The sequence below is a fragment of the Streptomyces sp. NPDC054872 genome (assembly GCF_053610705.1).
In genome coordinates, this window is the sequence record NZ_JBSGYY010000002.1 from 18504 (window position 1) to 41034 (window position 22531).

Sequence of the window (22531 nt, forward strand, 5' to 3'; positions counted from 1 at the left end):
CTTCCAGGCCCCCCGTCCGTTGACGTATCGGCAGACCTCCCGGCGCGGCCCGCTCCTCGCTTACGATGGCCGTTGCCCTATGAGTAAACCGACCATGCCAGGCCCGACCGGCAAGGAGACCAACCCCCGTGTCCGTCCTCTCGAAGATCATGCGTGCAGGCGAAGGCAAGATCCTGCGCAAGCTGCACCGCATCGCGGACCAGGTCAACTCCATCGAAGAGGACTTCGTCAGCCTCTCCGACGCCGAGCTGCGCGCGCTGACCGAGGAGTACAAGGAGCGTTACGCCGACGGCGAGACCCTTGACGACCTCCTCCCCGAAGCCTTTGCCACGGTCCGTGAGGCCGCCAAGCGCGTCCTCGGCCAGCGGCACTACGACGTCCAGATGATGGGCGGCGCCGCGCTGCACCTCGGCTATGTGGCCGAGATGAAGACCGGTGAGGGCAAGACGCTCGTCGGCACCCTCCCGGCGTACCTGAACGCCCTGTCGGGCAAGGGCGTGCACCTGATCACGGTCAACGACTACCTGGCCGAGCGCGACTCCGAGATGATGGGCCGCGTCCACAAGTTCCTGGGCCTGAGCGTCGGCTGCATCATCGCCAACATGACGCCGGCCCAGCGCCGCGAGCAGTACGCCTGCGACATCACGTACGGCACGAACAACGAATTCGGCTTCGACTACCTGCGCGACAACATGGCGTGGTCGAAGGACGAACTGGTGCAGCGCGGCCACAACTTCGCGATCGTCGACGAGGTCGACTCGATCCTGGTCGACGAGGCCCGTACGCCGTTGATCATCTCCGGCCCCGCCGACCAGGCCACCAAGTGGTACGGCGACTTCGCCAAGTTGGTCACCCGCCTCACCAAGGGCGAGGCGGGCAACACGCTCAAGGGCATCGAGGAGACCGGGGACTACGAGGTCGACGAGAAGAAGCGCACCGTCGCCATCCACGAGCCCGGTGTCTCCAAGGTCGAGGACTGGCTGGGCATCGACAACCTGTACGAGTCGGTCAACACGCCGCTCGTGGGTTACCTCAACAACGCCATCAAGGCCAAGGAACTCTTCAAGAAGGACAAGGACTACGTCGTCATCGACGGCGAAGTCATGATCGTCGACGAGCACACCGGCCGTATCCTCGCCGGCCGCCGCTACAACGAGGGCATGCACCAGGCGATCGAGGCGAAGGAAGGGGTGGACATCAAGGACGAGAACCAGACCCTCGCCACGATCACCCTGCAGAACTTCTTCCGCCTCTACAAGCGGCACGACCACGACGGCAAGGAAACCCCCGGCCTCTGCGGCATGACCGGTACGGCCATGACCGAGGCCGCCGAGTTCCACCAGATCTACAAGCTGGGCGTCGTGCCGATCCCGACGAACCGGCCCATGGTCCGCGCCGACCAGTCGGACCTGATCTACCGCACCGAGGTCGCGAAGTTCGCCGCCGTCGTCGACGACATCGCCGAGAAGCACGAGCAGGGCCAGCCGATCCTGGTCGGCACGACCTCCGTGGAGAAGTCGGAGTACCTCTCCCAGCAGCTCTCCAAGCGCGGCGTGCAGCACGAGGTGCTCAACGCCAAGCAGCACGACCGTGAGGCGCCGATCATCGCCCAGGCCGGCCGCAAGGGCGCCGTCACCGTCGCCACGAACATGGCCGGACGAGGCACGGACATCAAGCTCGGCGGCAACCCCGACGACCTCGCCGAGGCGGAGCTGCGCCAGCGCGGCCTCGACCCCGTCGAGCACGTCGAGGAGTGGGCCGCCGCTCTGCCCGCCGCCCTCGAGAAGGCCGAGCGGTCCGTGAAGGCGGAGTTCGAGGAGGTCAAGAGCCTGGGTGGGCTCTACGTCCTCGGCACCGAGCGCCACGAGTCGCGCCGCATCGACAACCAGCTGCGCGGTCGTTCCGGCCGTCAGGGCGACCCCGGCGAGTCCCGCTTCTACCTCTCGCTCGGCGACGACCTGATGCGCCTGTTCAAGGCGCAGATGGTCGAGCGCGTGATGGCCATGGCGAACGTCCCGGACGACGTGCCGATCGAGAACAAGATGGTGACGCGCGCGATCGCGTCCGCCCAGTCGCAGGTCGAGCAGCAGAACTTCGAGACGCGTAAGAACGTCCTGAAGTACGACGAGGTCCTCAACCGCCAGCGCGAGGTCATCTACGGCGAGCGTCGCCGCGTCCTGGAGGGCGAGAACCTCCAGGAGCAGGTCACGCACTTCATGGACGACACGATCGACGCGTACATCGGCGCGGAGACCGCCGAGGGCTTCGCCGAGGAGTGGGACCTGGACCGGCTGTGGGGCGCCTTCAAGCAGCTCTACCCGGTGAAGGTCACCATCGAGGAGCTGGAGGAGGACGCGGGCGACCGCGCGGGTCTGACCGCCGAGTTCATCTCCGAGTCCATCAAGGACGACATCCACCAGCAGTACGAGGCGCGTGAGGAGCAGCTCGGCTCCGAGATCATGCGTGAGCTGGAGCGACGCGTCGTCCTCTCGGTGCTCGACCGCAAGTGGCGCGAGCACCTCTACGAGATGGACTACCTCCAGGAGGGCATCGGCCTGCGTGCCATGGCGCAGAAGGACCCGCTGGTCGAGTACCAGCGCGAGGGCTTCGACATGTTCAACGCCATGATGGACGGCATCAAGGAGGAGTCCGTCGGCTACCTGTTCAACCTGGAGGTCCAGGTCGAGCAGCAGGTCGAGGAGGTTCCGGTGTCGGACTCGGCCGCGGCCGGCGCGTCCCTGCAGAAGAAGGACGCCGTCCCCGCGGGTGGCGGTCGTCCCGAGATCCGCGCCAAGGGCCTCGAGGCTCCGCAGCGGCCCGACCGTCTCCACTTCCAGGCGCCGAACGCCGAGGGCGGTGTCGACGAGGGGGACTTCGAGACCGAGGACGCCGGTGTGCGTTCGGAGTCCGACGGCATGACCCGCGCGGAGCGGCGCAAGGCCCAGAAGGGCGGGCGTCGCCGCAAGAAGTAGCCGCGGGCGGCTGTAGGCAGTACGTCGGGGGTCGGGCGCCGTGGGCGCTCGGCCCCCTTTGCCGTGCGCCGCTACCGGGCCGGGGCCCCCACCTCCACCGCCGTGCAGCGCCACCTCTGGTCCGCGCCCAGGTGCAGGCGGAAGGCCAGGGCCCTGAGGGCGGGGCCCGCGCCGATCCTCGCGAAGACCTCGTAGACCCCGGGGCGCGGTTCGTAGTGGCCGATCCGGTGGATCGTGGGGCGGCGGCCGTTCACGGTCAGGGGGGTCTGCTCGGCGAGGCGGGTCAGGTCGTCGAAGGCGGTGTGCGCGATGTGGCGTGCCGCCCAGTGGACCGGCTTCTGGCCGCTGAGCACCAGGAGCAGCCGCTCGGTGAAGAGCTCCGTGGGGTGCGGTGGGGGCTGGGGCGGGGTCCTGAGGGGGCGTACCGGGCGTGTGGGGGTGCGTGGGGCGGTGCGCGGGGTGCGTGCCGCCGAGGGGTGGCGGGGGTCTGTGCGGCCCGGTGGGCGGGTGGTCACCGGGCGGGAGCGGGGCCTGGTCATTACCTTCTGCATGCCGTGTCGCCTCCGGCTTCGCTGTCCCGGTCACGCTTGTACCGGGGAGTAACTTCCGTCGGAGATCTTGTACGGGTGCGGAGGCGGGGGTCGCAAGGCGCCGCGGGCGTGGGGGCCGGTGGCGGGAGAAGTCACCTATCAGGGTGGCCGGGGGTGCGCCGCTCCTTGGGGGCGCTGGGGCGGGGCGGGTGAAGGGCGGGGGTTGCGGGTGACGCGGGGGGCGGGTGTGGGGCGCAGCTCGAAGGGGGACTCCCGCACGTATTCTGGGGTCCTGTCGTGTTGCCTTCTCCGCGACCTTCCGACTCCGTCTCCTGAGAACCGACTTCGTCCTCTTGAGACTCCGACTGTGAATCCGACTGAATCCGACTGTGAAAGCGGGCCGTCATGCGCGTCTACGTTCCCCTGACCCTGAGCCGTCTCGCCGAGGCGTACAAGGCGGGCGAGCTGGGGGCCGAGACCGCCTCGGCGGTCGCCTACGCCGTGACGCCCGCGCTGCGTGAGTGGTGCGCGACGGACGACGTGGAGGAACTGGAGTACGCCGCCCTGAGCCAGGCCGCGCTCGCCTCGCTGCGGCTGATCGCCGGGGAGCCCGGGGCGGCTCGGCGGCGGGTCGTGCTGGCCGCGGACGTGGCTGACGGGGCGCTGGAGGAGGCCGGGGGCACGGGTGCGGAGGCGCTCGGTGAGGTGCGGGTCGCCGGGGTGCTGCCGTTCAAGAAGGTCGCCGCCGTGCATGTGGACGCGGAGGACGCCGAGGCGGATGTCGCCGCGGCGCTGGGGAGTGCGGGCCAGGGCGCTGACGGCGGGGACGGGGTCGAGGACCACGAGCTGCTCTGGTTCGCGACGCAGGAGATTCCCGGGCTGATCGGCTGAGGGTTCCCGCGGGGCTTCGGGGGTGCGGTGCCGGTCCGTCCTCGGGCGGGCGGGAGTGAAGTGTCGGTGGGGGCGGGTACCTTTCTGACATGGGGAAGTCGCGGCGCGGGGCGCACATAGTCTGGGACTGGAACGGGACTCTGCTGCATGACATTCATGCGGTGATCGAGTCCACGAACGCTTCCTTCGCGGAGATCGGGCTCGAGCCGATCACGCTGGAGCGGTATCGCGACCTGTACTGCGTGCCCGTCCCTCACTTCTACGAGCGGCTGATGGGGCGGCTGCCCACGGACGCCGAGTGGCAGGTCATGGACGCCGTCTTCCACAAGCACTACTGGGCGCGCGCCGAGGCCTGCGGCCTCGCCGACGGTGCCGCCGAGCTGCTCGCGCAGCGGCGGGCGGCAGGACGTACGCAGTCGTTGCTCTCGCTCGCGCCGCACGAGCACCTCGTGCCGATCGTGCGGCGGCACGGGATCGAGGAGCACTTCGTGCGCATCGACGGGCGCATGGACACCTCGCACGCGGGCAAGGCCGAGCGGATGGTGCGGCACCTGGCGGCTCTTGAGGGAGTCGCCGCCGCAGAGCGCATCGTGGTCATCGGGGACGCCGTCGACGACGCGGTCGCCGCGGCGCACGTGGGGGCGCGGGCCGTGCTGTACACCGGCGGATCCCACAGCAGGGCCTCTCTGGAAGCCGTCGGGGTGGAGGTCCCGGTGGTCGACAGCCTTTCCGAGGCCGTGGAAGTGGCCGAGCGCCTGGCCGCCTAGCGCCCCGCCCTACGTCACCGGTGCCTTGGCCCGCAGCACCGTCAAGAATTCCCTCATCCAGCCCGAGTGATCCGGCCATGCGCGGGCCGAGACCAGAGTGCCGTCGACCACCACCTCGGCGTCCCTGAACGTGGCGCCCGCCGCCTGCATGTCCAGCTCAAGGGCCGGATACGCCGTGACCCTGCGGCCGCTCAGGCCGCCGATCGCCGCGGTCAGGAGCGGGCCGTGGCAGATCTGGGCGACCGGCTTGTCCGCGTCGAAGAAGGACTTGAGGATCTTGCGGAGCTCCGGGTCGTTGCGCAGGTACTCCGGGGCCCGGCCGCCCGGGATGACCAGGGCGACGTACTGGCCGGGATCGATCTCGGAGAAGGCGAGGTCCGCGGGCCAGGTGTAGCCCGGCTTCTCCGTGTACGTGTCGAAGCCCGGCTCGAAGTCGTGCACCACGAACCGCAGCGTCTTGCGGGCGGGGGCCGCGATGTGCACGTCGTACCCCTCCTCGCGCAGTCGCTGGAAGGGGTAGAGGACTTCGAGTGACTCCGCTGCGTCACCCGTCACAATGAGGATCTTGGCTGCCATCTCGGTGCTCGCTCCCAGTCGCGCGCTGTCCGTCCGTTCCGCTCAACGTGCATCCGCCCGTCCGGTTTGCCAAGGGGGTCCACCGGTCCGGAGAGGGCGCTCATCGCCGACAAGTGGCGCGAAAGTCTCTGTGCAGAGTGTCAAAGTTCCACCCCTGCTTTTGTACACATACGGCTCATGACGACTCCGGGGTGGAGGGCGATAGCCTTGACCCGTGATCAGCGCGATATCCCGCGGGGGCGTGTACGCCCCCGCCCTGCGCCCGGGGAACACGGAGGACATCCGTGCCCGGGGCGTCGCTGACGCTTCTTCGCGGTGCGGCCCACCAGATCATCCCGGCCATCGGTCAGCGAAACCGCTGAAAATGGCGGATAACCGCCCGCTCATCTCTCACCGCGGCATAACGTCGACTTCGACCGGAGACCCCGCGTCGCGGCGTTACGTCGGATCACTTCCTTCTACGTCACGCAACGGCGCGCGACAGGAGTCAGAGGACAATGCAGACCAAGCTGGACGAAGCCAAAGCCGAGCTGCTCACACGGGCGGCCCGGGTAGCTGAGAACAGCCCGGCCGGTGGCCGCCTACCGAATGGGGCACCGAACGGGTCGAAGGGCGACGGGGCCACTCCTGACGAGGACATGGCCCTTGCGTTCCTCCAGCGCTACTACCTGCACACCGCCCCGGAAGACCTCGCCGACCGTGACCCGGTCGACGTCTTCGGAGCAGCCTTCTCCCACTACCGGCTGGCCGAGAACCGCCCACAGGGCACGGCCAACGTCCGCGTGCACACCCCGACCGTCGAGGAGAACGGCTGGACGTGCAGCCACTCGGTCGTCGAGGTCGTCACGGACGACATGCCTTTCCTGGTCGACTCGGTCACCAACGAGCTCTCACGGCAGGGGCGCGGCATCCATGTCGTCATCCACCCCCAGGTCGTCGTACGCCGTGATCTGACCGGCAAGCTCCTCGAGGTCCTCGCCGATCCCGGCACGGAGCGCCCGCACGACGCGGTCACCGAGTCCTGGATCCACGTCGAGATGGACCGCGAGACCGACCGCGCGGACCTGAAGCAGATCAGCGCCGATCTGCTCCGGATCCTCTCGGACGTACGCGAGACCGTCGAGGACTGGGAGAAGATGCGCGACGCCGCGCTGCGCATCGCCGACGAGCTCCCCACCGAGCCGACCGCGGACGACCTGCGCGACCAGGAGGTCGACGAGGCCCGCGAGCTCCTTCGCTGGCTCGCCGACAACCACTTCACCTTCCTGGGCTTCCGTGAGTACGACCTCAACGACGACGACTCGCTCGCCGCGGTGCCCGGCACCGGCCTCGGCATCCTGCGCGCCGACCCGAAGCACGACGGGGAGGAGGACCACCCGGTCAGCCCCTCCTTCAGCCGGCTGCCCGCGGACGCGCGCGCCAAGGCCCGCGAGCACAAGCTCCTCGTCCTGACGAAGGCCAACAGCCGTGCCACCGTGCACCGGCCCAGCTACCTCGACTACGTCGGCGTGAAGAAGTTCGACGAGGACGGCAACGTCATCGGTGAGCGCCGCTTCCTCGGCCTCTTCTCGTCCGCCGCGTACACCGAGTCCGTGCGCCGGGTGCCGGTCATCCGCCGCAAGGTCCAGGAAGTCCTCAAGGGCGCGGGCTTCTCGCCCAACAGCCACGACGGCCGCGACCTGCTGCAGATCCTGGAGACCTACCCGCGCGACGAGCTCTTCCAGACCCCGCCCGACGAGCTGCGCGCGATCGTCACGTCCGTCCTCTACCTCCAGGAGCGCCGCAGGCTGCGGCTGTACCTGCGCAAGGACGAGTACGGCCGCTACTACTCCGCCCTCGTCTACCTGCCGCGTGACCGCTACACCACCGGCGTCCGGCTGCGGATCATCGACATCCTCAAGGAGGAGCTCGGCGGCACCAGCGTCGACTTCACCGCCTGGAACACCGAGTCGATCCTCTCCCGGCTGCACTTCGTGGTCCGTGTCGCGCCGGGCGGCGGCCTTCAGCAGCTCACCGACGCCGACACCGACCGCATCGAGGCCCGGCTCGTCGAGGCCGCCCGATCCTGGGCCGACGGCTTCGCCGAGGCGCTGACCGCCGAGTGCGGCGAGGAGCGCGCCGCCGAGCTGCTCCGCCGCTACTCGGGCGCCTTCCCCGAGGGCTACAAGGCCGACCACTCCCCGCGGGCGGCCGTCGCCGACCTCCAGCACCTGGAGCAGCTCAAGCTCGGGCACAAGGACTTCGCCCTCAGCCTGTACGAGCCGGTGGGCGCGGCCCCCGGCGAGCGCCGCTTCAAGATCTACCGCTCGGGCGTCCAGGTCTCGCTCTCCGCCGTCCTGCCGGTCCTCCAGCGCCTCGGCGTCGAGGTCACCGACGAGCGGCCCTACGAGCTGCGCTGCACGGACCGCACGAACGCGTGGATCTACGACTTCGGTCTGCGCCTGCCCAAGTCGCAGAACGGCAACGGCGACTACCTGGGCGACGACGGCCGTGATCGCTTCCAGGAGGCCTTCGCCGCCGCCTGGACGGGCGAGGCCGAGGTCGACGGCTTCAACTCGCTGGTCCTGCGGGCCGGGCTCAACTGGCGCCAGGCGATGGTCCTGCGCGCCTACGCCAAGTACCTGCGCCAGGCGGGCTCCACCTTCAGCCAGGACTACATGGAGGACACCCTCCTCAACAACGTCCACACCACCCGGCTGCTCGTCTCGCTCTTCGAGGCGCGGATGTCCCCGGACCGCCAGCGCGCCGGGACCGAGCTGACCGACGGTCTCCTGGAGGAGCTCGACGGGGCACTCGACCAGGTCGCCTCCCTGGACGAGGACCGCATCCTGCGGTCCTTCCTCACCGTCATCAAGGCGACGCTGCGCACCAACTTCTTCCAGGAGGCGGAGGGCGGCAAGCCGCACAACTACGTCTCCATGAAGTTCGACCCGCAGGCCATCCCCGAACTCCCCGCGCCGCGTCCGGCGTACGAGATCTGGGTGTACTCGCCGCGCGTCGAGGGCGTCCACCTGCGCTTCGGCAAGGTCGCCCGCGGTGGCCTTCGCTGGTCCGACCGGCGCGAGGACTTCCGCACGGAGATCCTCGGTCTGGTCAAGGCGCAGATGGTGAAGAACACCGTCATCGTGCCCGTCGGCGCCAAGGGCGGCTTCGTCGCCAAGCAGCTGCCCGACCCGTCCGTGGACCGCGACGCGTGGCTCGCCGAGGGTGTGGCCTGCTACAAGACGTTCATCTCGGCGCTGCTCGACATCACCGACAACCTGGTCGCCGGTGAGGTCGTGCCGCCCGCCGACGTCGTGCGCCACGACGAGGACGACACGTACCTCGTGGTCGCCGCCGACAAGGGCACCGCCACGTTCTCGGACATCGCGAACGAGGTCGCCCAGTCCTACAACTTCTGGCTCGGTGACGCCTTCGCCTCCGGTGGCTCCGCCGGATACGACCACAAGGGCATGGGCATCACCGCCCGCGGCGCCTGGGAGTCCGTCAAGCGGCACTTCCGGGAGCTGGGCACCGACACGCAGACCGAGGACTTCACGGTCGTCGGCGTCGGCGACATGTCCGGTGACGTGTTCGGCAACGGCATGCTGCTCTCCGAGCACATCCGCCTGGTGGCGGCCTTCGACCACCGGCACATCTTCATCGACCCGAGGCCGGATGCCGCGACCTCGTACGCCGAGCGCCGCCGGCTCTTCGAGCTGCCGCGCAGCTCCTGGGCCGACTACAACAAGGAGCTGCTCTCCGCGGGCGGCGGGATCTTCCCGCGCAGCGCCAAGGCGATCCAGCTGAACGCCCACATCCGCGAGGCCCTCGGCATCGAGAAGGGCGTCGGCAAGATGACGCCGGCCGACCTGATGCAGACCATCCTGCAGGCGCCGGTGGACCTGCTGTGGAACGGCGGCATCGGTACGTACGTGAAGTCGTCGGCCGAGTCGAACGGCGACGTCGGCGACAAGGCGAACGACGCGATCCGCGTGAACGGCGCCGATCTGCGCGTCAAGGTCGTCGGCGAGGGCGGCAACCTCGGCCTGACCCAGCTCGGCCGCATCGAGTTCGCGCAGGCCGGCGGGCGCATCAACACCGACGCCATCGACAACAGCGCCGGCGTGGACACCTCCGACCACGAGGTGAACATCAAGATCCTGCTCAACGCGGTCGTCGGTGCCGGCGACATGACCGTCAAGCAGCGCAACACGTTCCTCGCCGCGATGACGGACGAGGTCGGGACGCTGGTCCTGCGCAACAACTACGCGCAGAACACCGCCCTGTCGAACGCGGTCGCCCAGTCCCCGTCCCTCCTCCACGCCCACCAGCGCTTCATGCGCCGCCTCGGCCGTGACGGTCACCTGGACCGGGGCCTGGAGTTCCTGCCCAGCGACCGGCAGATCCGTGAGCTCCTGAACGCCGGCCGCGGGCTCAGCCAGCCCGAGCTCGCCGTGCTCCTCGCGTACACGAAGATCACGGCGGCCGACGAGCTGATCCAGACGACGCTGCCGGACGACGAGTACCTGCGTGGTCTGCTGCACGCGTACTTCCCCGCGGCCCTGCGGGAGAAGTTCCCCGAGCAGGTCGACGGGCACGCGCTGCGCCGCGAGATCGTCACCACGGTGCTCGTCAACGACACGGTGAACACGGGCGGTTCGACGTTCCTGCACCGCCTCCGCGAGGAGACGGGAGCCTCGCTCGAGGAGATCGTGCGGGCGCAGCTCGCGGCCCGCGAGATCTTCGGTCTGAGCAAGGTCTGGGACGCGGTCGAGGCGCTCGACAACGTGGTGGCGGCCGACGTCCAGACGCAGATCCGGCTGCACTCGCGTCGCCTCGTCGAGCGCGGCACGCGCTGGCTGCTCAACAACCGGCCGCAGCCGCTCCAGCTCGCCGAGACCATCGACTTCTTCCGTCAGGGTGTCGCCGGGGTCTGGACCGAGCTGCCGAAGCTGCTGCGCGGCTCCGACCAGGAGTGGTACCAGAGCATCCGCGACGAGCTGGTGGGCGCGGGCGTCCCCGACGAACTGGCTCAGCGCGTCGCCGGGTTCTCGTCGGCCTTCCCGTCGCTCGACATCGTGGCGATCGCCGACCGCACCGACAAGGACCCGATGGCGGTCGCCGAGGTGTACTACGACCTCGCGGACCGGCTGCGGATCACCCAGCTCATGGACCGCATCATCGAGCTGCCGCGGGCCGACCGCTGGCAGTCGATGGCGCGTGCGTCGATCCGCGAGGACCTGTACGCGGCGCACGCCGCCCTGACGGCCGACGTGCTTGCCGCCGGGAACGGCGAGGACACTCCCGAGCAGCGCTTCAAGGCCTGGGAGGAGAAGAACGCGGCGATCCTGAGCCGGTCGCGGTCGACGCTGGACGAGATCCAGAGCTCGGACGCCTTCGACCTGGCGAACCTGTCGGTCGCCATGCGGACGATGCGGACGCTGCTGCGTACTCACTCGTAATCCGTAGTCGCAACAGGAAGGGCGCCCCGGGCCACCAGGCCGGGGGCGCCCTTTCGCGTATCGGGACTAGGCCGTTCATACCCCCTGAAGAGCGCCAATCGGGCATTAGCGATAATTAGTAGGATGAGCTGGCATCTGACTGGAGGGACGCATGGGAGCGATAGGTGAGCGGGGGACGCCGGACGAGCGCCCCGATGTGTCCGTAGTGGTGATCGTCTACAACGACGCCGAGCGGCTGCCGACCGCCGTGCAGTCGGTGCTCGACCAGACGCTGCACGGCGTCGAGGTCGTCATCGTCGACGACTGCAGCACGGACGGCTCGTACGAGACGGCGCGGCGCATGGCCGCCGAGAATCCCGAGCGGGTGCGGGCCTACCAGCTGCCGGAGAACAGCGGCGGGTGCGGTGAGCCCCGCAACGTGGGCATCGGGCACACCGTCGGCAGCCATGTGATGTTCCTCGACAGCGACGACGTCCTGGAGCGCAACGCCTGCCGCAACCTCCTCGAAGCGGCCGAGCGCGACGGCTCCGACATCGTCTCCGGGCTCTGTGTACGGCTGCACATGGACACGCGCAACAAGAAGCGCGACCCGTGGTACCCCTGGCTCTACGCCAGGACCCGCACCCTGGAGTCCGTCGAGGAGCTGACCGACCTGTTCGTCTGGGACACGCTCTCCACGAACAAGCTCTACCGCCGCGACTTCCTCGTCGAGAACGGCCTGCGCTTCCTCAAGGGGATGTTCTACGAGGACCTGATGTTCATCGCCGAGGCCTACCTCGCGGCCGGGCGCATCACGCTCATCCCGAACCAGGTCTACTTCTGGCACGTCTACGCGCGCGGCACGGTGAAGTCGGTGAGCAACCGGCGCCACGAGATGGTCAACTTCCAGCACCGGATGGAGATCCACCGCCGGATCGACGCGCTGCTCGCGGAGCGCGGCATGGAGGAGGTGCGGCTCGCCAAGGACATCAAGTACCTGAAGCACGACCTCGTGCTCCACCTGCGCGACCTGCCGTTCCGTGACGCCGCCTACCGGCAGGAGTTCGCCGGGCTCGCCCGCGACTATCTCGCCGGGATCGACCACGCCGCGTACGACGAGGTGCAGCCCATTCAGGCCATCTGCGCCTACCTCCTCGAACAGGGCGACTGGGAGAACCTGCTGCCCGCCGTCGACACCCTCACCAACCGCGACAAGGTCTCCTCGCCGCTCGCCGAGCGGGACGGGCGCGTCTACTGGTGCGCCGAGCACCTCGACGACCCGGTCGGACGCCACGTCCTTGACGTGACGGAGCTCGGCTACCACGCCAAGCGCCTCGACCAGATGTTCCTGCGCAACGTCCTGACGCGGTACGAGGAGTCGGCGGGGACCGTCCGCATGGCGGGCCGGGTCACCAACCCGCTCGGCGTCGTCGGCCCGGACGCCGTGCTCACCGCGGAGCTGGAGTTCAGCGCGCGCCGCCGCAGCCTGCAGACGTTCCGCTTCCCGGTCTCCGCCGTGCGGTACGAGGGCGATGCCATCGCCTGGGAGACCTCCGTCGACCTCGCGCGTCGCCTGCGTCCGCTCGGCGTCGTCGACGCGGTGTGGGACGTACGCCTGCACCTCACCGCCGACGGCGTGCGCACCAGGACACGGCTCACCGCGTGCGACCCGGGGCTCGCCGAGGGGAAGCTCCCGGTGCGGCCACGGCTGACCCGCCTTGTCGCCGACCACATGGAGCCCGAGGTCTCGCAGCGCGGGCACCTCGCTTTCCGGCTCGTCACGCGGGAGGCGGCGGCCGACCGCATCCAGGACCTGGTGGCCCGCGGCACGCACGGCGCGCCGGGGCGCCTCGCCAAGTCCGGGTTCCGCAAGGCCAAGAAGCTGCGCAAGGACCTCACGTCCGGCCGGAGCAAACTGCGCGTGTACGACGAGGTGTTCAGCCGTCTGCCGGTCAAGAAGGGCACGGTCGTCTTCGAGAGCCACCTCGGCAAGCAGTACAGCGACAGTCCCCGGGCGATCTACGAGGAGATGCGGCGCCAGGGCCTCGACTTCGACGCCGTGTGGTCCTACGCGGGCAGTCCGGAGGGCTTTCCCCGGGACGCCACGCTGGTGCGGCGCTGGTCGCTGCCGTACCTGCGGGCCCTCGCGCAGGCCGAGTTCTGGGTCGACAACCAGAGCTACCCGCTCAAGCTCACCAAGCGGCCCGGGACGACGTACATCCAGACCTGGCACGGCTCGGCGCTCAAGCGCATGGGCTTCGACGAGCCCGCGTGGAAGCTGCGCAGCAAGGGGCAGCAGCGCGAGCAGCAGCGGGTCCTCGACCGCTTCGACCGCTTCCTGGTCCGCTCCGAGCACGACGTGCGGACGCTCGCGAAGGCCCTGCGCCTGAAGGAGAAGGTGCTGCTCAGGGTCGGCTATCCGCGCAACGACGCGCTGGTGCGCGCGAAGCGGGCCGAGGACGTGAGCGGCGTACGCGAACGCGGTCCGCTGGCAGCGGAGTTGGGCATCCCCGAGGACAAGCAGGTACTTCTGTACGCGCCGACCTTCCGGCGGCACGGCGGCCGGCACGGACGCTTTGAACTGCCCTTCGACGTCGAGCGGTTCGCCGAGGAGTTCGGCGACCGGTACGTGCTGCTCGTGCGCTCGCACTACCTCAACCACGTGGTGCTCCCGCCGTCCGTGCGCGGCAGCGTCATCGACGTATCCGCGCACCACGACGTCACGCCGCTCTACGAACTCGCGGACGCGATGATCACCGACTACTCGTCCGTGATGTTCGACTACGCACTCCTCGACCGGCCGATGCTGTTCTTCACGTACGACTACGAGGAGTACGTCCACGAAGGCCGCGGCACCTACTTCGACCTGCGGGAACGGGCTCCCGGACCGGTGGTCGACACCGAGGAGGAACTGTTCGGGGCGCTGAAGGCGCTGGACGAGCAGGTCCTCGAGTACGCGGCCGCGCGGGCACGGTTCGTGGCCGATTTCGGTGAGTACGACCGGGGCGATGCCGCAAGGAGCGTCGTCGATCAGTTCTTCTCGCACTGGAGCGGCAAGTGAACCGGGACATATTCTTCGTCTCCAACAGCGTCGACGAGCTGGGCGGGGTCACCAGTTGGTCCCACCAGATGGCTCACCTCTTCGTCGAGCGCGGCCACCGCGTGCACGTCATCGGCATCACCGAGCCCGGCGTCCCGCAGGACATCGGCACCGACCTGCCGTACCCCACCACGACGCTGTACGACGAACACCCGCCGCGCGTCGGGCCGGCCCGCGGCATCAAGGGGCGGCTCAACGTGGTTCAGCACCGGCAGCGCACGCGCCGCGAGCAGGGCATGCACGAGCAGGCCGCCAAGCTGACCGCGCTCTTCGCGCGGGCCCGGCCCGGAGCCGTCGTCATCGTCACGCAGGTGTGGGCGATGGAATGGGTCGAACTCGCCGACACCAGCGGCATGGTGGTCATCGGCATGAGCCATGAGTCGTTCGCGTACTCGCGGGCGTGCTCGCGCTTCGGGCGGGTGCGCAGGCACTACAAGGACGTCGACCGGATGCTCGCGCTGACCCGCGAGGACGCCGACCTGTGGATCAGGCAGGGCATGGACAACGCGTCCTTCATGCCGAACCCGCTGCCGTTCATGCCCGATGTGCCCTCGCCGCGCACCGAGAAGGTCGTCACGAGCATCGGCCGACTGCACGACCAGAAGGGCATCGACATGCTCCTCGACACCTGGGCGGAGGTCGCGCCGCTGCACCCGGACTGGAAGCTGCGGATCTACGGCTCGGGCGAGGACGAGGAGATCCTCAAGAAGCAGTGCACGTCCCTCGGCCTCGACGGCTCCGTGGAGTGGATGGGGCGCACGAGCGACGTGCCGGGGGCACTGCGGGGCGGGTCGGTCTTCGTGCAGTCGTCGCGGGGCGAGGGCTTCCCGCTCGCGCTGATGGAGGCCATGGCGACCGCCGTGCCGTGCGCGGCCTTCGACTGCGCGCCCGGCGTGCACGAGATCGTCCAGGACGGCGTGGACGGGCTGCTCGCACGGCTCGGGAACACGGGTGAACTGGCCCGCAGGCTGGACACGTTGATGTCCGACAAGGAGCTGCGGGACCGGATGGGGGAGCTGGCCAGGGTGAACATCCAGCGCTACACGACGGGTGAAGTCGTGCGGCGCTGGGAGGAGTTGTTCGTCTTCCTGGAGCGGTAGGCCGCCGGGGCGGCTTCGTTACTTCTTGCCGCCCGTGAAGCGCTCGTACTCCTTCAGGACGTCCGCCGTCGGGCCGTCCATGCGCAGCTCGCCGTGTTCCAGCCACAGGACGCGCTCGCAGGTGTCGCGGATCGACTTGTTGTTGTGGCTGACCAGGAAGACCGTGCCCGCGCGCTTGCGCAGCTCGCGGATGCGGGCCTCCGAGCGCTTCTGGAAGGAGCGGTCGCCGGTCGCGAGGGCCTCGTCGATGAGCAGTACGTCGTGGTCCTTGGCTGAGCCGATGGAGAAGCGAAGCCTGGCCGCCATGCCGGAGGAGTACGTACGCATCGGGAGCGTGATGAAGTCGCCCTTCTCGTTGATGCCGGAGAAGTCGACGATGTCCTGGTAGCGCTCCTGGACCTGCTCGCGGGACATGCCCATCGCCAGGCCGCCGAGCCGGACGTTGCGCTCGCCGGTGAGGTCGTTCATCAGGGCCGCGTTCACGCCGAGCAGAGAGGGCTGGCCGTCGGTGAAGATGCGGCCGTGCTCGACGGGCAGGAGTCCCGCGATCGCCTTCAGGAGGGTCGACTTGCCCGAGCCGTTGGTGCCGATCAGGCCGATGGCCTCGCCCTTGTGGGCGGTGAAGGACACCTTCCTGACGGCGTGCACCTTGCGTACGCCGGACTCCTCGCCGCCCTTGCCGCGCCTGAGGATGCGGCCCAGGGCGGCGGTCGCGCTGCCGCGGCCGGTGGCGGAGCCCGCGCCGTGGACGCGGTAGACGATGTCGACCTGGTCGACGATGACGGTGGGAGCGGGAGCGGGTGCCTGGGGTGCGGGCTCCGTCGTCGGGGGAGTTGCTGTCGTCGTCTCAGCCACGGCCGTACGTCTCCTCTGCCTTCCAGAAGTAGATGAACCCGCCGGCCCCGGCGAGCAGCGCCCAGCCCACGGCCCACGCCCAGACGTGCTGCGGGAGCTGGCCCGCCTGGAAGCTGTCGATGAGCGCGAAGCGCATCAGGTCGATGTAGATGGCGGCCGGATTGCACTCCAGGAGGACCTGGAGGGCGTGCGGCAGGTGCTGGTCCTTGAGCACCGCGTCGATGCTCCACATCACCCCGGACACGTACATCCACGTGCGCAGCACGAACGGCATCAGCTGCGCGATGTCGGGCGTCCTGCTGCCCAGCCGGGCCATCACCAGGGCCAGGCCCGTGTTGAACGTGAACTGGAGGACCAGGACGGGGACCACCAGGAGCCAGGACAGGCTCGGCGGTACGCCGAAGCAGAGCAGGATCACGACCAGCGCGCCCATCGAGAACAGGAGCTGCTGGAGCTGCTGGAGGCTGAACGAGATCGGCAGTGCGGCCCGCGGGAAGTGCAGGGCACGGACCAGGCCGAGGTTGCCGGCGATGGCGCGGGTGCCGGCCATCACGGAGCTCTGCGTGAACGTGAAGATGAAGACGCCGGTGACCAGGAACGGGACGTAGTCGGGGACGTCGTGCTTGGTGTTCATCAGCACGCCGAAGATGAAGTAGTAGACCGCCGCGTTCAGGAGCGGCGTCATCACCTGCCAGACCTGGCCGAGCTTCGCCTGGCTGTACTGGGCGGTGAGCTTGGCGGTCGCGAAAGCGGTGATGAAGTGGCGGCGCTGCCACAACTGCCGGACGTACCCGGGGAGCGTGGGGCGGGCGCCGCTGACGGTCAGGCCGTGCCGGGCCGCGAGCTCGGCGGCATCGGGGACGGCCGGGTCGGGGGCCGCGGCCGCGGGGCGGGGTGGAGCGTCGAGGACCTGACTCACGTCCGCTGCTTTCACTCGGGAGCCATGGGGGTGCGAGCGGCCGGGCCTTACGTCGGGACGGGTCCGTATCGTCGCAACGTCGAGAGTAGGACGATGCGACGTCGGAACGCAACCGTATCGTCGTCACGTTCTATGCTGTCCGCATGACGACGAGCAGGCCAGGAGATGAACAGCCGCGCCGCAGGGCGCCCGCGGGTGCGGCGGTGCTCCGCGAGGACGTGACCGAGGCCATCAGGTCCGCCGTCTTCGAGGAGCTCGCGGCGGTCGGGTACGCGCGCATGTCCATCGAGGGCATCGCGCGCCGCGCGGGCGTCGGCAAGACCGCCGTCTACCGGCGCTGGCGCTCCAAGCTGCACCTCGTGCTCGACCTGGTGTCCGCGATAGCGGTCCAGGGCCTGCCGATGCCGGACAGCGGCTCCCTGGAGGGCGATCTGCGGCTGCTGTACGAGGTGACCTCGCGCGCCCTGCGGCACCCCGTGGCCTCGCAGGTGATCCCCGATCTGCAGGCGGAGGCCGCCCGGAACCCGGAGATCGCCGAGGCCATGCAGAAGGCCTTGCGGGAGGGGCAGCACGGGGTGGCGAACGGCATCGTGCGGGCCGCCGTGGCGCGGGGCGAGGTACGGGACGGGGTGGACGAGGACCTGGCCCTCGACCTGGTGTCGGGGCCGCTCTACTGGCGGTCCGTGGTGGTGCGCGCGGAGCTGCCCAAGGGCTACCTGGCCAGCCTCGCCACGGCTACGGCGGCGGCGCTGCGGGCTCTGTGAGGGCGGCTGTGGGCATCGGCGGGCGCCGACTGTGCCGACGTACCTGAACAGGAGGGGCCCAGCCGGGTGGTCGGCGACTCGGCCGGACCTGGCGGGTCAGGACCGCTTCTCGCGCCTGACGAACAGCGTCGCGCCACAGGCCAGGGCGATGGCGCCGGTGCCCACGCTGACGAGGGCCTGCCGGGTGGCGTCGTCGATGACGAAGCTGGACGAGACGTTGACGAGGAGAGCGACGGCGAGCCCGAGCCAGAGAAAGATCTTCATGGGGCAAGTGTGCGGGACCGGCTCCGGCTGCTTACTTCCGGTCCGCCTCCGGATGCGTCCGCAGCCACCCCGCCCACGCCGACGCCACCATCTCCCGCACGTCCCGCTTGGCCGACCAGCCCAGTTCCGCGGCGATCCGGTCCGCCGACGCCACCACCCGGGCCGGGTCGCCGGGGCGGCGGGGTCCCACGGTGGGCGGCAGGTCGTATCCCGTCACCTCGTTGATCAGGGTGGCCATCTCCAGGACCGAGACGCCCTCGCCGCGGCCGATGTTGAGCGTCAGATCCGTGCCGCCGGGCGCCGCGGCCAGCTTGCGGGCCGTCGCCACATGGGCCTCCGCGAGGTCCGCCACGTGGATGTAGTCGCGTACGCAGGTGCCGTCAGGCGTCGGGTAGTCCGCGCCGAAGACACGCGGCGCCGCACCGGCCGTGAGCTTCTCGAAGACCATCGGGACCAGGTTGTAGACGCCCGTGTCGGCCAGCGCGGGGCTCGCCGCGCCCGCCACGTTGAAGTACCGCAGCGACGCCGTCGACAGGCCGTGCGCCCGGCCCGTGGCGCGGACCAGCCACTCGCCCGCCAGCTTCGTCTCGCCGTACGGACTCATCGGCAGGCACGGCGTCTCCTCCGTCACCAGGTCCACGTCGGGCATGCCGTACACGGCCGCCGACGAGGAGAGCACGAAGGACGCGACCCCCGCCTCCGTCACGGCCGACAGCAGGACCCGCAGCCCCTCCACGTTCTCGTGGTAGTACCGCAGCGGCTGCTCCACCGACTCGCCGACCTGCTTCTTCGCCGCCAGGTGCACGACACCCGTGACGGAGTGTTCCCTCAGCGTGCGGGCCAGCAGATCCGCGTCCAGGGTCGAGCCGGTCACCAGCGGCACGTCCTCGGGGACGCGCTCGGCGAGGCCCGTGGACAGGTCGTCGTAGACCACGGCCCGCTCACCCGCGTCCGTCATGGCGCGGGCGACGTGCGCCCCGATATAGCCCGCACCGCCGGTGATCAGCCAGGTCATGTCAGTGAGCCTTCCGTGTGAATTCGGGTGTGCAGTGTCGCAGAGGGGTGCGTACGGGCAGTGTCAGTGACCGCCTCCGCCCACCCAGCGCGCGAGACGTCGGCGCGCCACCCCCAGCACGCCCCGCAGGCCCGGCGCGAGCCGCACCGCCAGGTTCCCCGCCTGCGTCCGGTACGGCTGGGCCAGCAGGATCCCGCGCAGCGACGGCAGCGCCGTGCGCCGCAGCAGACCCGGGCCCGCCACCGCACGCGCCGTCGTCTCGCGCGCCGTCCCGTCGCCGAAGTGCAGGCGCAGCCGCAGGTCCCATACGCCCCCGCCGAGCGCCCCCAGGTCGAGGACGGCCTCGGTCAGCCAGGTGTCCGTCCCCTCGCCGCCCTCGGGAGTGAACGCCGCCGTGCGGCGCAGCACCGGGCCCTCGCCGCTCCTGGGCACGAGCTCCACGTCGACCGTCGTCGGGCCCGCTTCCGCCACCCGCCCGTACAGCTCGTGCAGCCGCAGCGTGAGACGGCTCCCGCCCGCGCGCGGCCGCAGCTCCGCGTCCACCGCGAGCGGGAGGAGACGGATGGGGCGTACGAGGAGGTGTTCCAGCGTCACCTCGGGAAGGTCGGGGGACCAGACGGGAGTCCGGCCGTCGGCCGAGCGCGCGTAGGGAGGTGAAAGGCGCGCGGGGCGGGCGGCCACCTCCTGGAGGCGGGGCAGATCACGCGGCTCGGGGGACGCCAGGATCACGCGGGCGATGATGCGGCCCGGCGCGGGCGCCGCGTCCAGATCGGCCGTGTCGAAGGCCGCGAGGTACGCGCGCGTGGCCGTCCACCACTCCCTGCGGTACTCCGGGCTGCGCGTGGTGAGCTCCCGCGCGTACATCCGCAGGCTGTGGTCGATGAACTTGGCCCGCGCGGCCCGGGCGAGCCGCTTGCCCGCGTCGCCCGAAGCGCTCCGCGCCTCCCGCAGGATCTCGACGGCCTGGCGGTGGGCCTCGAGGCGGTCCCGCCAGTTGGCGATGCCCGAGCGGTCGAGGGAGATCGACAGCTTGGCCGCGGTGCGCCGCACGTTCCACACGTAGACGGGGTCCGTGATCAGCGCGATGCGGGGGCCCGCGGCCAGGACGCGGGCCGTGAAGACGAAGTCCTCGTACGTGAAGCGGCCCTCGGGGAAGCGGAGCTGGTGCCTGCGCAGGAAGTCGGTGCGGTAGAGCTTGTTGACGCACAGGGTGTCGTGGACCAGGCGGGGGCGCAGCTCGGGACGGGCGATGAGGCGCGGCTTCGTGTAGAGCATGGGCTGCCAGGGCGTCTCGCGGCCTGAGGGCAGTTCGCGGCGTACGCACAGGCCCGTGACCACCTCGGCGTCGTGCCGCGCGGCGGCCTCGACGAGGGCGTCCACCGCGCCCGGCGGCAGCACGTCGTCGCTGTCGAGGAACATCACGTACGCGGACGTCGTGGCCTCGATGCCGTCGTTGCGGGGGGTGCCGCAGCCGCCGCTGTTGGCGGCGCGGCGGATCGGTGTGACGCGCGGATCCTCCTGGGCGAGCGACGCGAGCAGCTGGCCGCTGCCGTCGGTCGAGCAGTCGTCGACGGCGATCACCTCGCGGACGGCGGGGCCCTGGGCGAGCGCCGAGCGCACCGCGTCCGTGACGTGCGCGGCGTCGTTGTAGCCGATCACGACGACGCAGACCTGGGGCGACGGGGGCGAGAGAGACAGAGAGGGATCCACGGGGGAAATTTTAGTGCTTGCCAGTAATTATCCGATTAGGGGGTCTTCTGCCGGTTCGTGTTGCTGTCTTCCGGGTTCCTGTCGCCGTCGCCCACACCCGTTTTCCCGTCTTCCCGGTTCGTGTTCCCGCCGCTGACCCGCGCAAGCACCTCGCCCGTCCGCGGCCCCCACGCCACCACCACGGCCTCCTCCGGCACCTTCTGGTCGGGGGAGAGCAGCAGCCAGCGCACGTCGTAGCGGCGGACGATGCGCAGGCGTTCCGCGCGGGTCGCATCCTCGGAGAGGTAGTCGCGCACCTTCTGGAGGCGGTGGTTGCGCGTGTCCTCGGCCAGCGAGGCGTCGGGCCAGGCCGGGGCGACGAGATTGGCGCCGTACGCAGGGATGGAGCGGGTGGGGTAGTAGCCGTTGGTCAGGACGACGTCGCCCTTGTCCATCTGACTCACCGCCCAGCCGTAGCCCGGCCAGCGCGGCGGCTGGTCGAAGCCCACCGGATCGAGCGCCCTCGGCACGACGGCGCCCGCCTGCAGCGTGCAGAACCCGATGGCCGCTCCGGTGGCCGCCACACCCCCCAGAGCCATGCGCCACCGGCGCCAGGGGCGGGGCGCGGCCAGCTCGACGGCGAGGGCGAACTGGAGCGGGACGAGGGTCAGCCCCAGGATGCGGCCGTAGGTGTAGTGGCCGCTCAGCCAGCCGTACGCCACGACCGCGCAGTCCAGGACGAACATCAGGACCAGCGGGTCGCGCCGGTTCCCGCGGAACCTGAGGGCGAGCGCGGGCAGGCCGATCAGCGCGAGCCAGAACCGCTGCGGCATCTCGGTGTAGAGCTGCCGGTGGATCCAGTCGACGCTCTCGTCACCGACGAGCGAGAAGACGGAGAAGTATGGCCAGCTCGCCGCGACCACCGCCGCCGTCACGGCGGTCGCCGCCCACTTCCAGAGCGCCGCGAAGGGCCGCCGGGCCGAGGCGGCGAGGGCCACCACCCCGATCACGGCGGCCACGGACGAGATCGGGTGGACGAGCAGGATCACCCCGCACAGCGCGCCGAGACCCACGTACGCCGCCACGCCCCGGGGTGACGCCGCGAGCGAACCCGCCCACGCCCACGCCCAGAACGCCAGGCCGATCGCGAACGTCGACGGGTAGGCGAGATTCCCCGTCATCGACATCAGGCCGAGGTAGCCGCTCCACCACGCCATCCGGGTGCCCCAGAGCAACACCATCGCCAACAGGGCGAGCACGGGCGCCCACTGACGTGACGTCAGGACCTTCACGAACCGGCCGAGCCCCGTGAGCAGCACGACGAGGTTCAAGGGGCCCGCCAGCTTCACGACCTCCCAGCCCCCGAGCCCGGTCGCCCGCGCGAAGACACCCTGCGCCACCGCGTACGGCGAGTAGTACGGGCTGCCCGCGCCGGGCAGGTCCGCCATCGGGTGCCGCGGATGCAGCAGGTCGGCCTTGAGCCGCTCGATCACCGCCGCGTGCTGCCCGAAGTCGCAGCACATCGGCACCCGCCAGAAGGCGAGCGACATGACGATCCAGAAGAGGCCGCCGAACACGAGGTACGGGCTCGGCCGCCACCGCTTGCGCCGGTTCAGTGCCGTCGCGCCGTGGGTCTCCCGGAGAGTCCCGAGCGTGGCCGCCATGG

The 22531-nt window shown here is 70.1% G+C and carries 15 protein-coding genes; 7 read left to right on the forward strand and 8 right to left on the reverse strand.

Annotated elements, in window-relative coordinates:
* Nucleotides 1–128: 128 nt before the first annotated feature.
* Nucleotides 129–2972, forward strand: a complete 2844-nt coding sequence (gene secA / locus ACWGIH_RS02265; RefSeq protein ID WP_453448659.1) for a preprotein translocase subunit SecA — start codon at nucleotides 129–131, stop codon at nucleotides 2970–2972.
* 71 nt (nucleotides 2973–3043) lie between these two features.
* Here the strand turns inward: secA and ACWGIH_RS02270 are convergent, their stop codons facing one another.
* Complete coding sequence (locus ACWGIH_RS02270; RefSeq protein ID WP_453448660.1) at nucleotides 3044–3523, reverse strand: Rv3235 family protein; 480 nt, start codon at nucleotides 3521–3523, stop codon at nucleotides 3044–3046.
* 384 nt (nucleotides 3524–3907) lie between these two features.
* On the opposite strand from ACWGIH_RS02270, the gene ACWGIH_RS02275 reads away from it, so the two are divergent.
* Both ACWGIH_RS02275 and ACWGIH_RS02280 read left to right on the forward strand, forming a co-directional pair.
* Complete coding sequence (locus ACWGIH_RS02275) at nucleotides 3908–4393, forward strand: DUF6912 family protein (RefSeq protein WP_453448661.1); 486 nt, start codon at nucleotides 3908–3910, stop codon at nucleotides 4391–4393.
* Nucleotides 4394–4482: 89 nt separating this feature from the next.
* Entirely contained in the window at nucleotides 4483–5160 is a 678-nt protein-coding gene (locus ACWGIH_RS02280) for an HAD family hydrolase (RefSeq protein WP_453448662.1), read from the forward strand.
* 9 nt (nucleotides 5161–5169) lie between these two features.
* On the opposite strand, the gene ACWGIH_RS02285 is transcribed toward ACWGIH_RS02280, so the two are convergent.
* Entirely contained in the window at nucleotides 5170–5736 is a 567-nt protein-coding gene (locus ACWGIH_RS02285) for a DJ-1/PfpI family protein (protein WP_453448663.1), read from the reverse strand.
* Nucleotides 5737–6233: 497 nt separating this feature from the next.
* Here ACWGIH_RS02285 and ACWGIH_RS02290 point away from each other — a divergent pair, with 497 nt between their 5' ends.
* The 3 genes from ACWGIH_RS02290 (at nucleotide 6234) to ACWGIH_RS02300 (ending at nucleotide 15359) form a co-directional block, all read left to right on the forward strand.
* On the forward strand, nucleotides 6234–11180 hold the full coding sequence (locus ACWGIH_RS02290; protein WP_453448664.1) for an NAD-glutamate dehydrogenase: 4947 nt from the start codon (nucleotides 6234–6236) through the stop codon (nucleotides 11178–11180).
* 151 nt (nucleotides 11181–11331) lie between these two features.
* Nucleotides 11332–14220, forward strand: coding sequence for a bifunctional glycosyltransferase/CDP-glycerol:glycerophosphate glycerophosphotransferase (locus tag ACWGIH_RS02295; protein ID WP_453448665.1), 2889 nt, complete (start codon nucleotides 11332–11334; stop codon nucleotides 14218–14220).
* Nucleotides 14217–15359, forward strand: a complete 1143-nt coding sequence (locus ACWGIH_RS02300; RefSeq protein ID WP_453448666.1) for a glycosyltransferase — start codon at nucleotides 14217–14219, stop codon at nucleotides 15357–15359. The genes ACWGIH_RS02295 and ACWGIH_RS02300 overlap by 4 nt, the downstream gene beginning before the upstream one ends.
* Nucleotides 15360–15377: 18 nt before the next feature.
* Here the strand turns inward: ACWGIH_RS02300 and ACWGIH_RS02305 are convergent, their stop codons facing one another.
* Nucleotides 15378–16214: an ABC transporter ATP-binding protein gene (locus tag ACWGIH_RS02305; RefSeq protein ID WP_453448667.1), complete on the reverse strand. Its 837-nt coding sequence runs from the start codon at nucleotides 16212–16214 to the stop codon at nucleotides 15378–15380.
* Entirely contained in the window at nucleotides 16207–17133 is a 927-nt protein-coding gene (locus tag ACWGIH_RS02310; RefSeq protein ID WP_453448668.1) for an ABC transporter permease, read from the reverse strand. Before ACWGIH_RS02310 ends, ACWGIH_RS02305 begins: the two co-directional genes overlap by 8 nt.
* 143 nt (nucleotides 17134–17276) lie before the next feature.
* On the opposite strand from ACWGIH_RS02310, the gene ACWGIH_RS02315 reads away from it, so the two are divergent.
* Complete coding sequence (locus ACWGIH_RS02315; protein WP_453448669.1) at nucleotides 17277–17897, forward strand: TetR/AcrR family transcriptional regulator; 621 nt, start codon at nucleotides 17277–17279, stop codon at nucleotides 17895–17897.
* 96 nt (nucleotides 17898–17993) lie between these two features.
* Here ACWGIH_RS02315 and ACWGIH_RS02320 read toward each other — a convergent pair whose 3' ends face one another.
* The 4 genes from ACWGIH_RS02320 to ACWGIH_RS02335 all read right to left on the reverse strand — a co-directional run bounded on the left by ACWGIH_RS02320 (nucleotide 17994) and on the right by ACWGIH_RS02335 (nucleotide 22529).
* Entirely contained in the window at nucleotides 17994–18161 is a 168-nt protein-coding gene (locus ACWGIH_RS02320; RefSeq protein WP_453448670.1) for a hypothetical protein, read from the reverse strand.
* Between the two features lie 31 nt (nucleotides 18162–18192).
* On the reverse strand, nucleotides 18193–19176 hold the full coding sequence (gene galE / locus ACWGIH_RS02325; protein WP_453448671.1) for a UDP-glucose 4-epimerase GalE: 984 nt from the start codon (nucleotides 19174–19176) through the stop codon (nucleotides 18193–18195).
* A 63-nt stretch (nucleotides 19177–19239) separates the two neighbouring features.
* The gene (locus ACWGIH_RS02330) at nucleotides 19240–20886 is read right to left on the reverse strand and encodes a glycosyltransferase family 2 protein (protein ID WP_453448672.1); all 1647 of its coding nucleotides are present in this window, start codon (nucleotides 20884–20886) and stop codon (nucleotides 19240–19242) included.
* A gap of 35 nt (nucleotides 20887–20921) precedes the next feature.
* Nucleotides 20922–22529: a hypothetical protein gene (locus ACWGIH_RS02335; RefSeq protein ID WP_453448711.1), complete on the reverse strand. Its 1608-nt coding sequence runs from the start codon at nucleotides 22527–22529 to the stop codon at nucleotides 20922–20924.
* Between the last annotated feature and the right edge of the window lie 2 nt (nucleotides 22530–22531).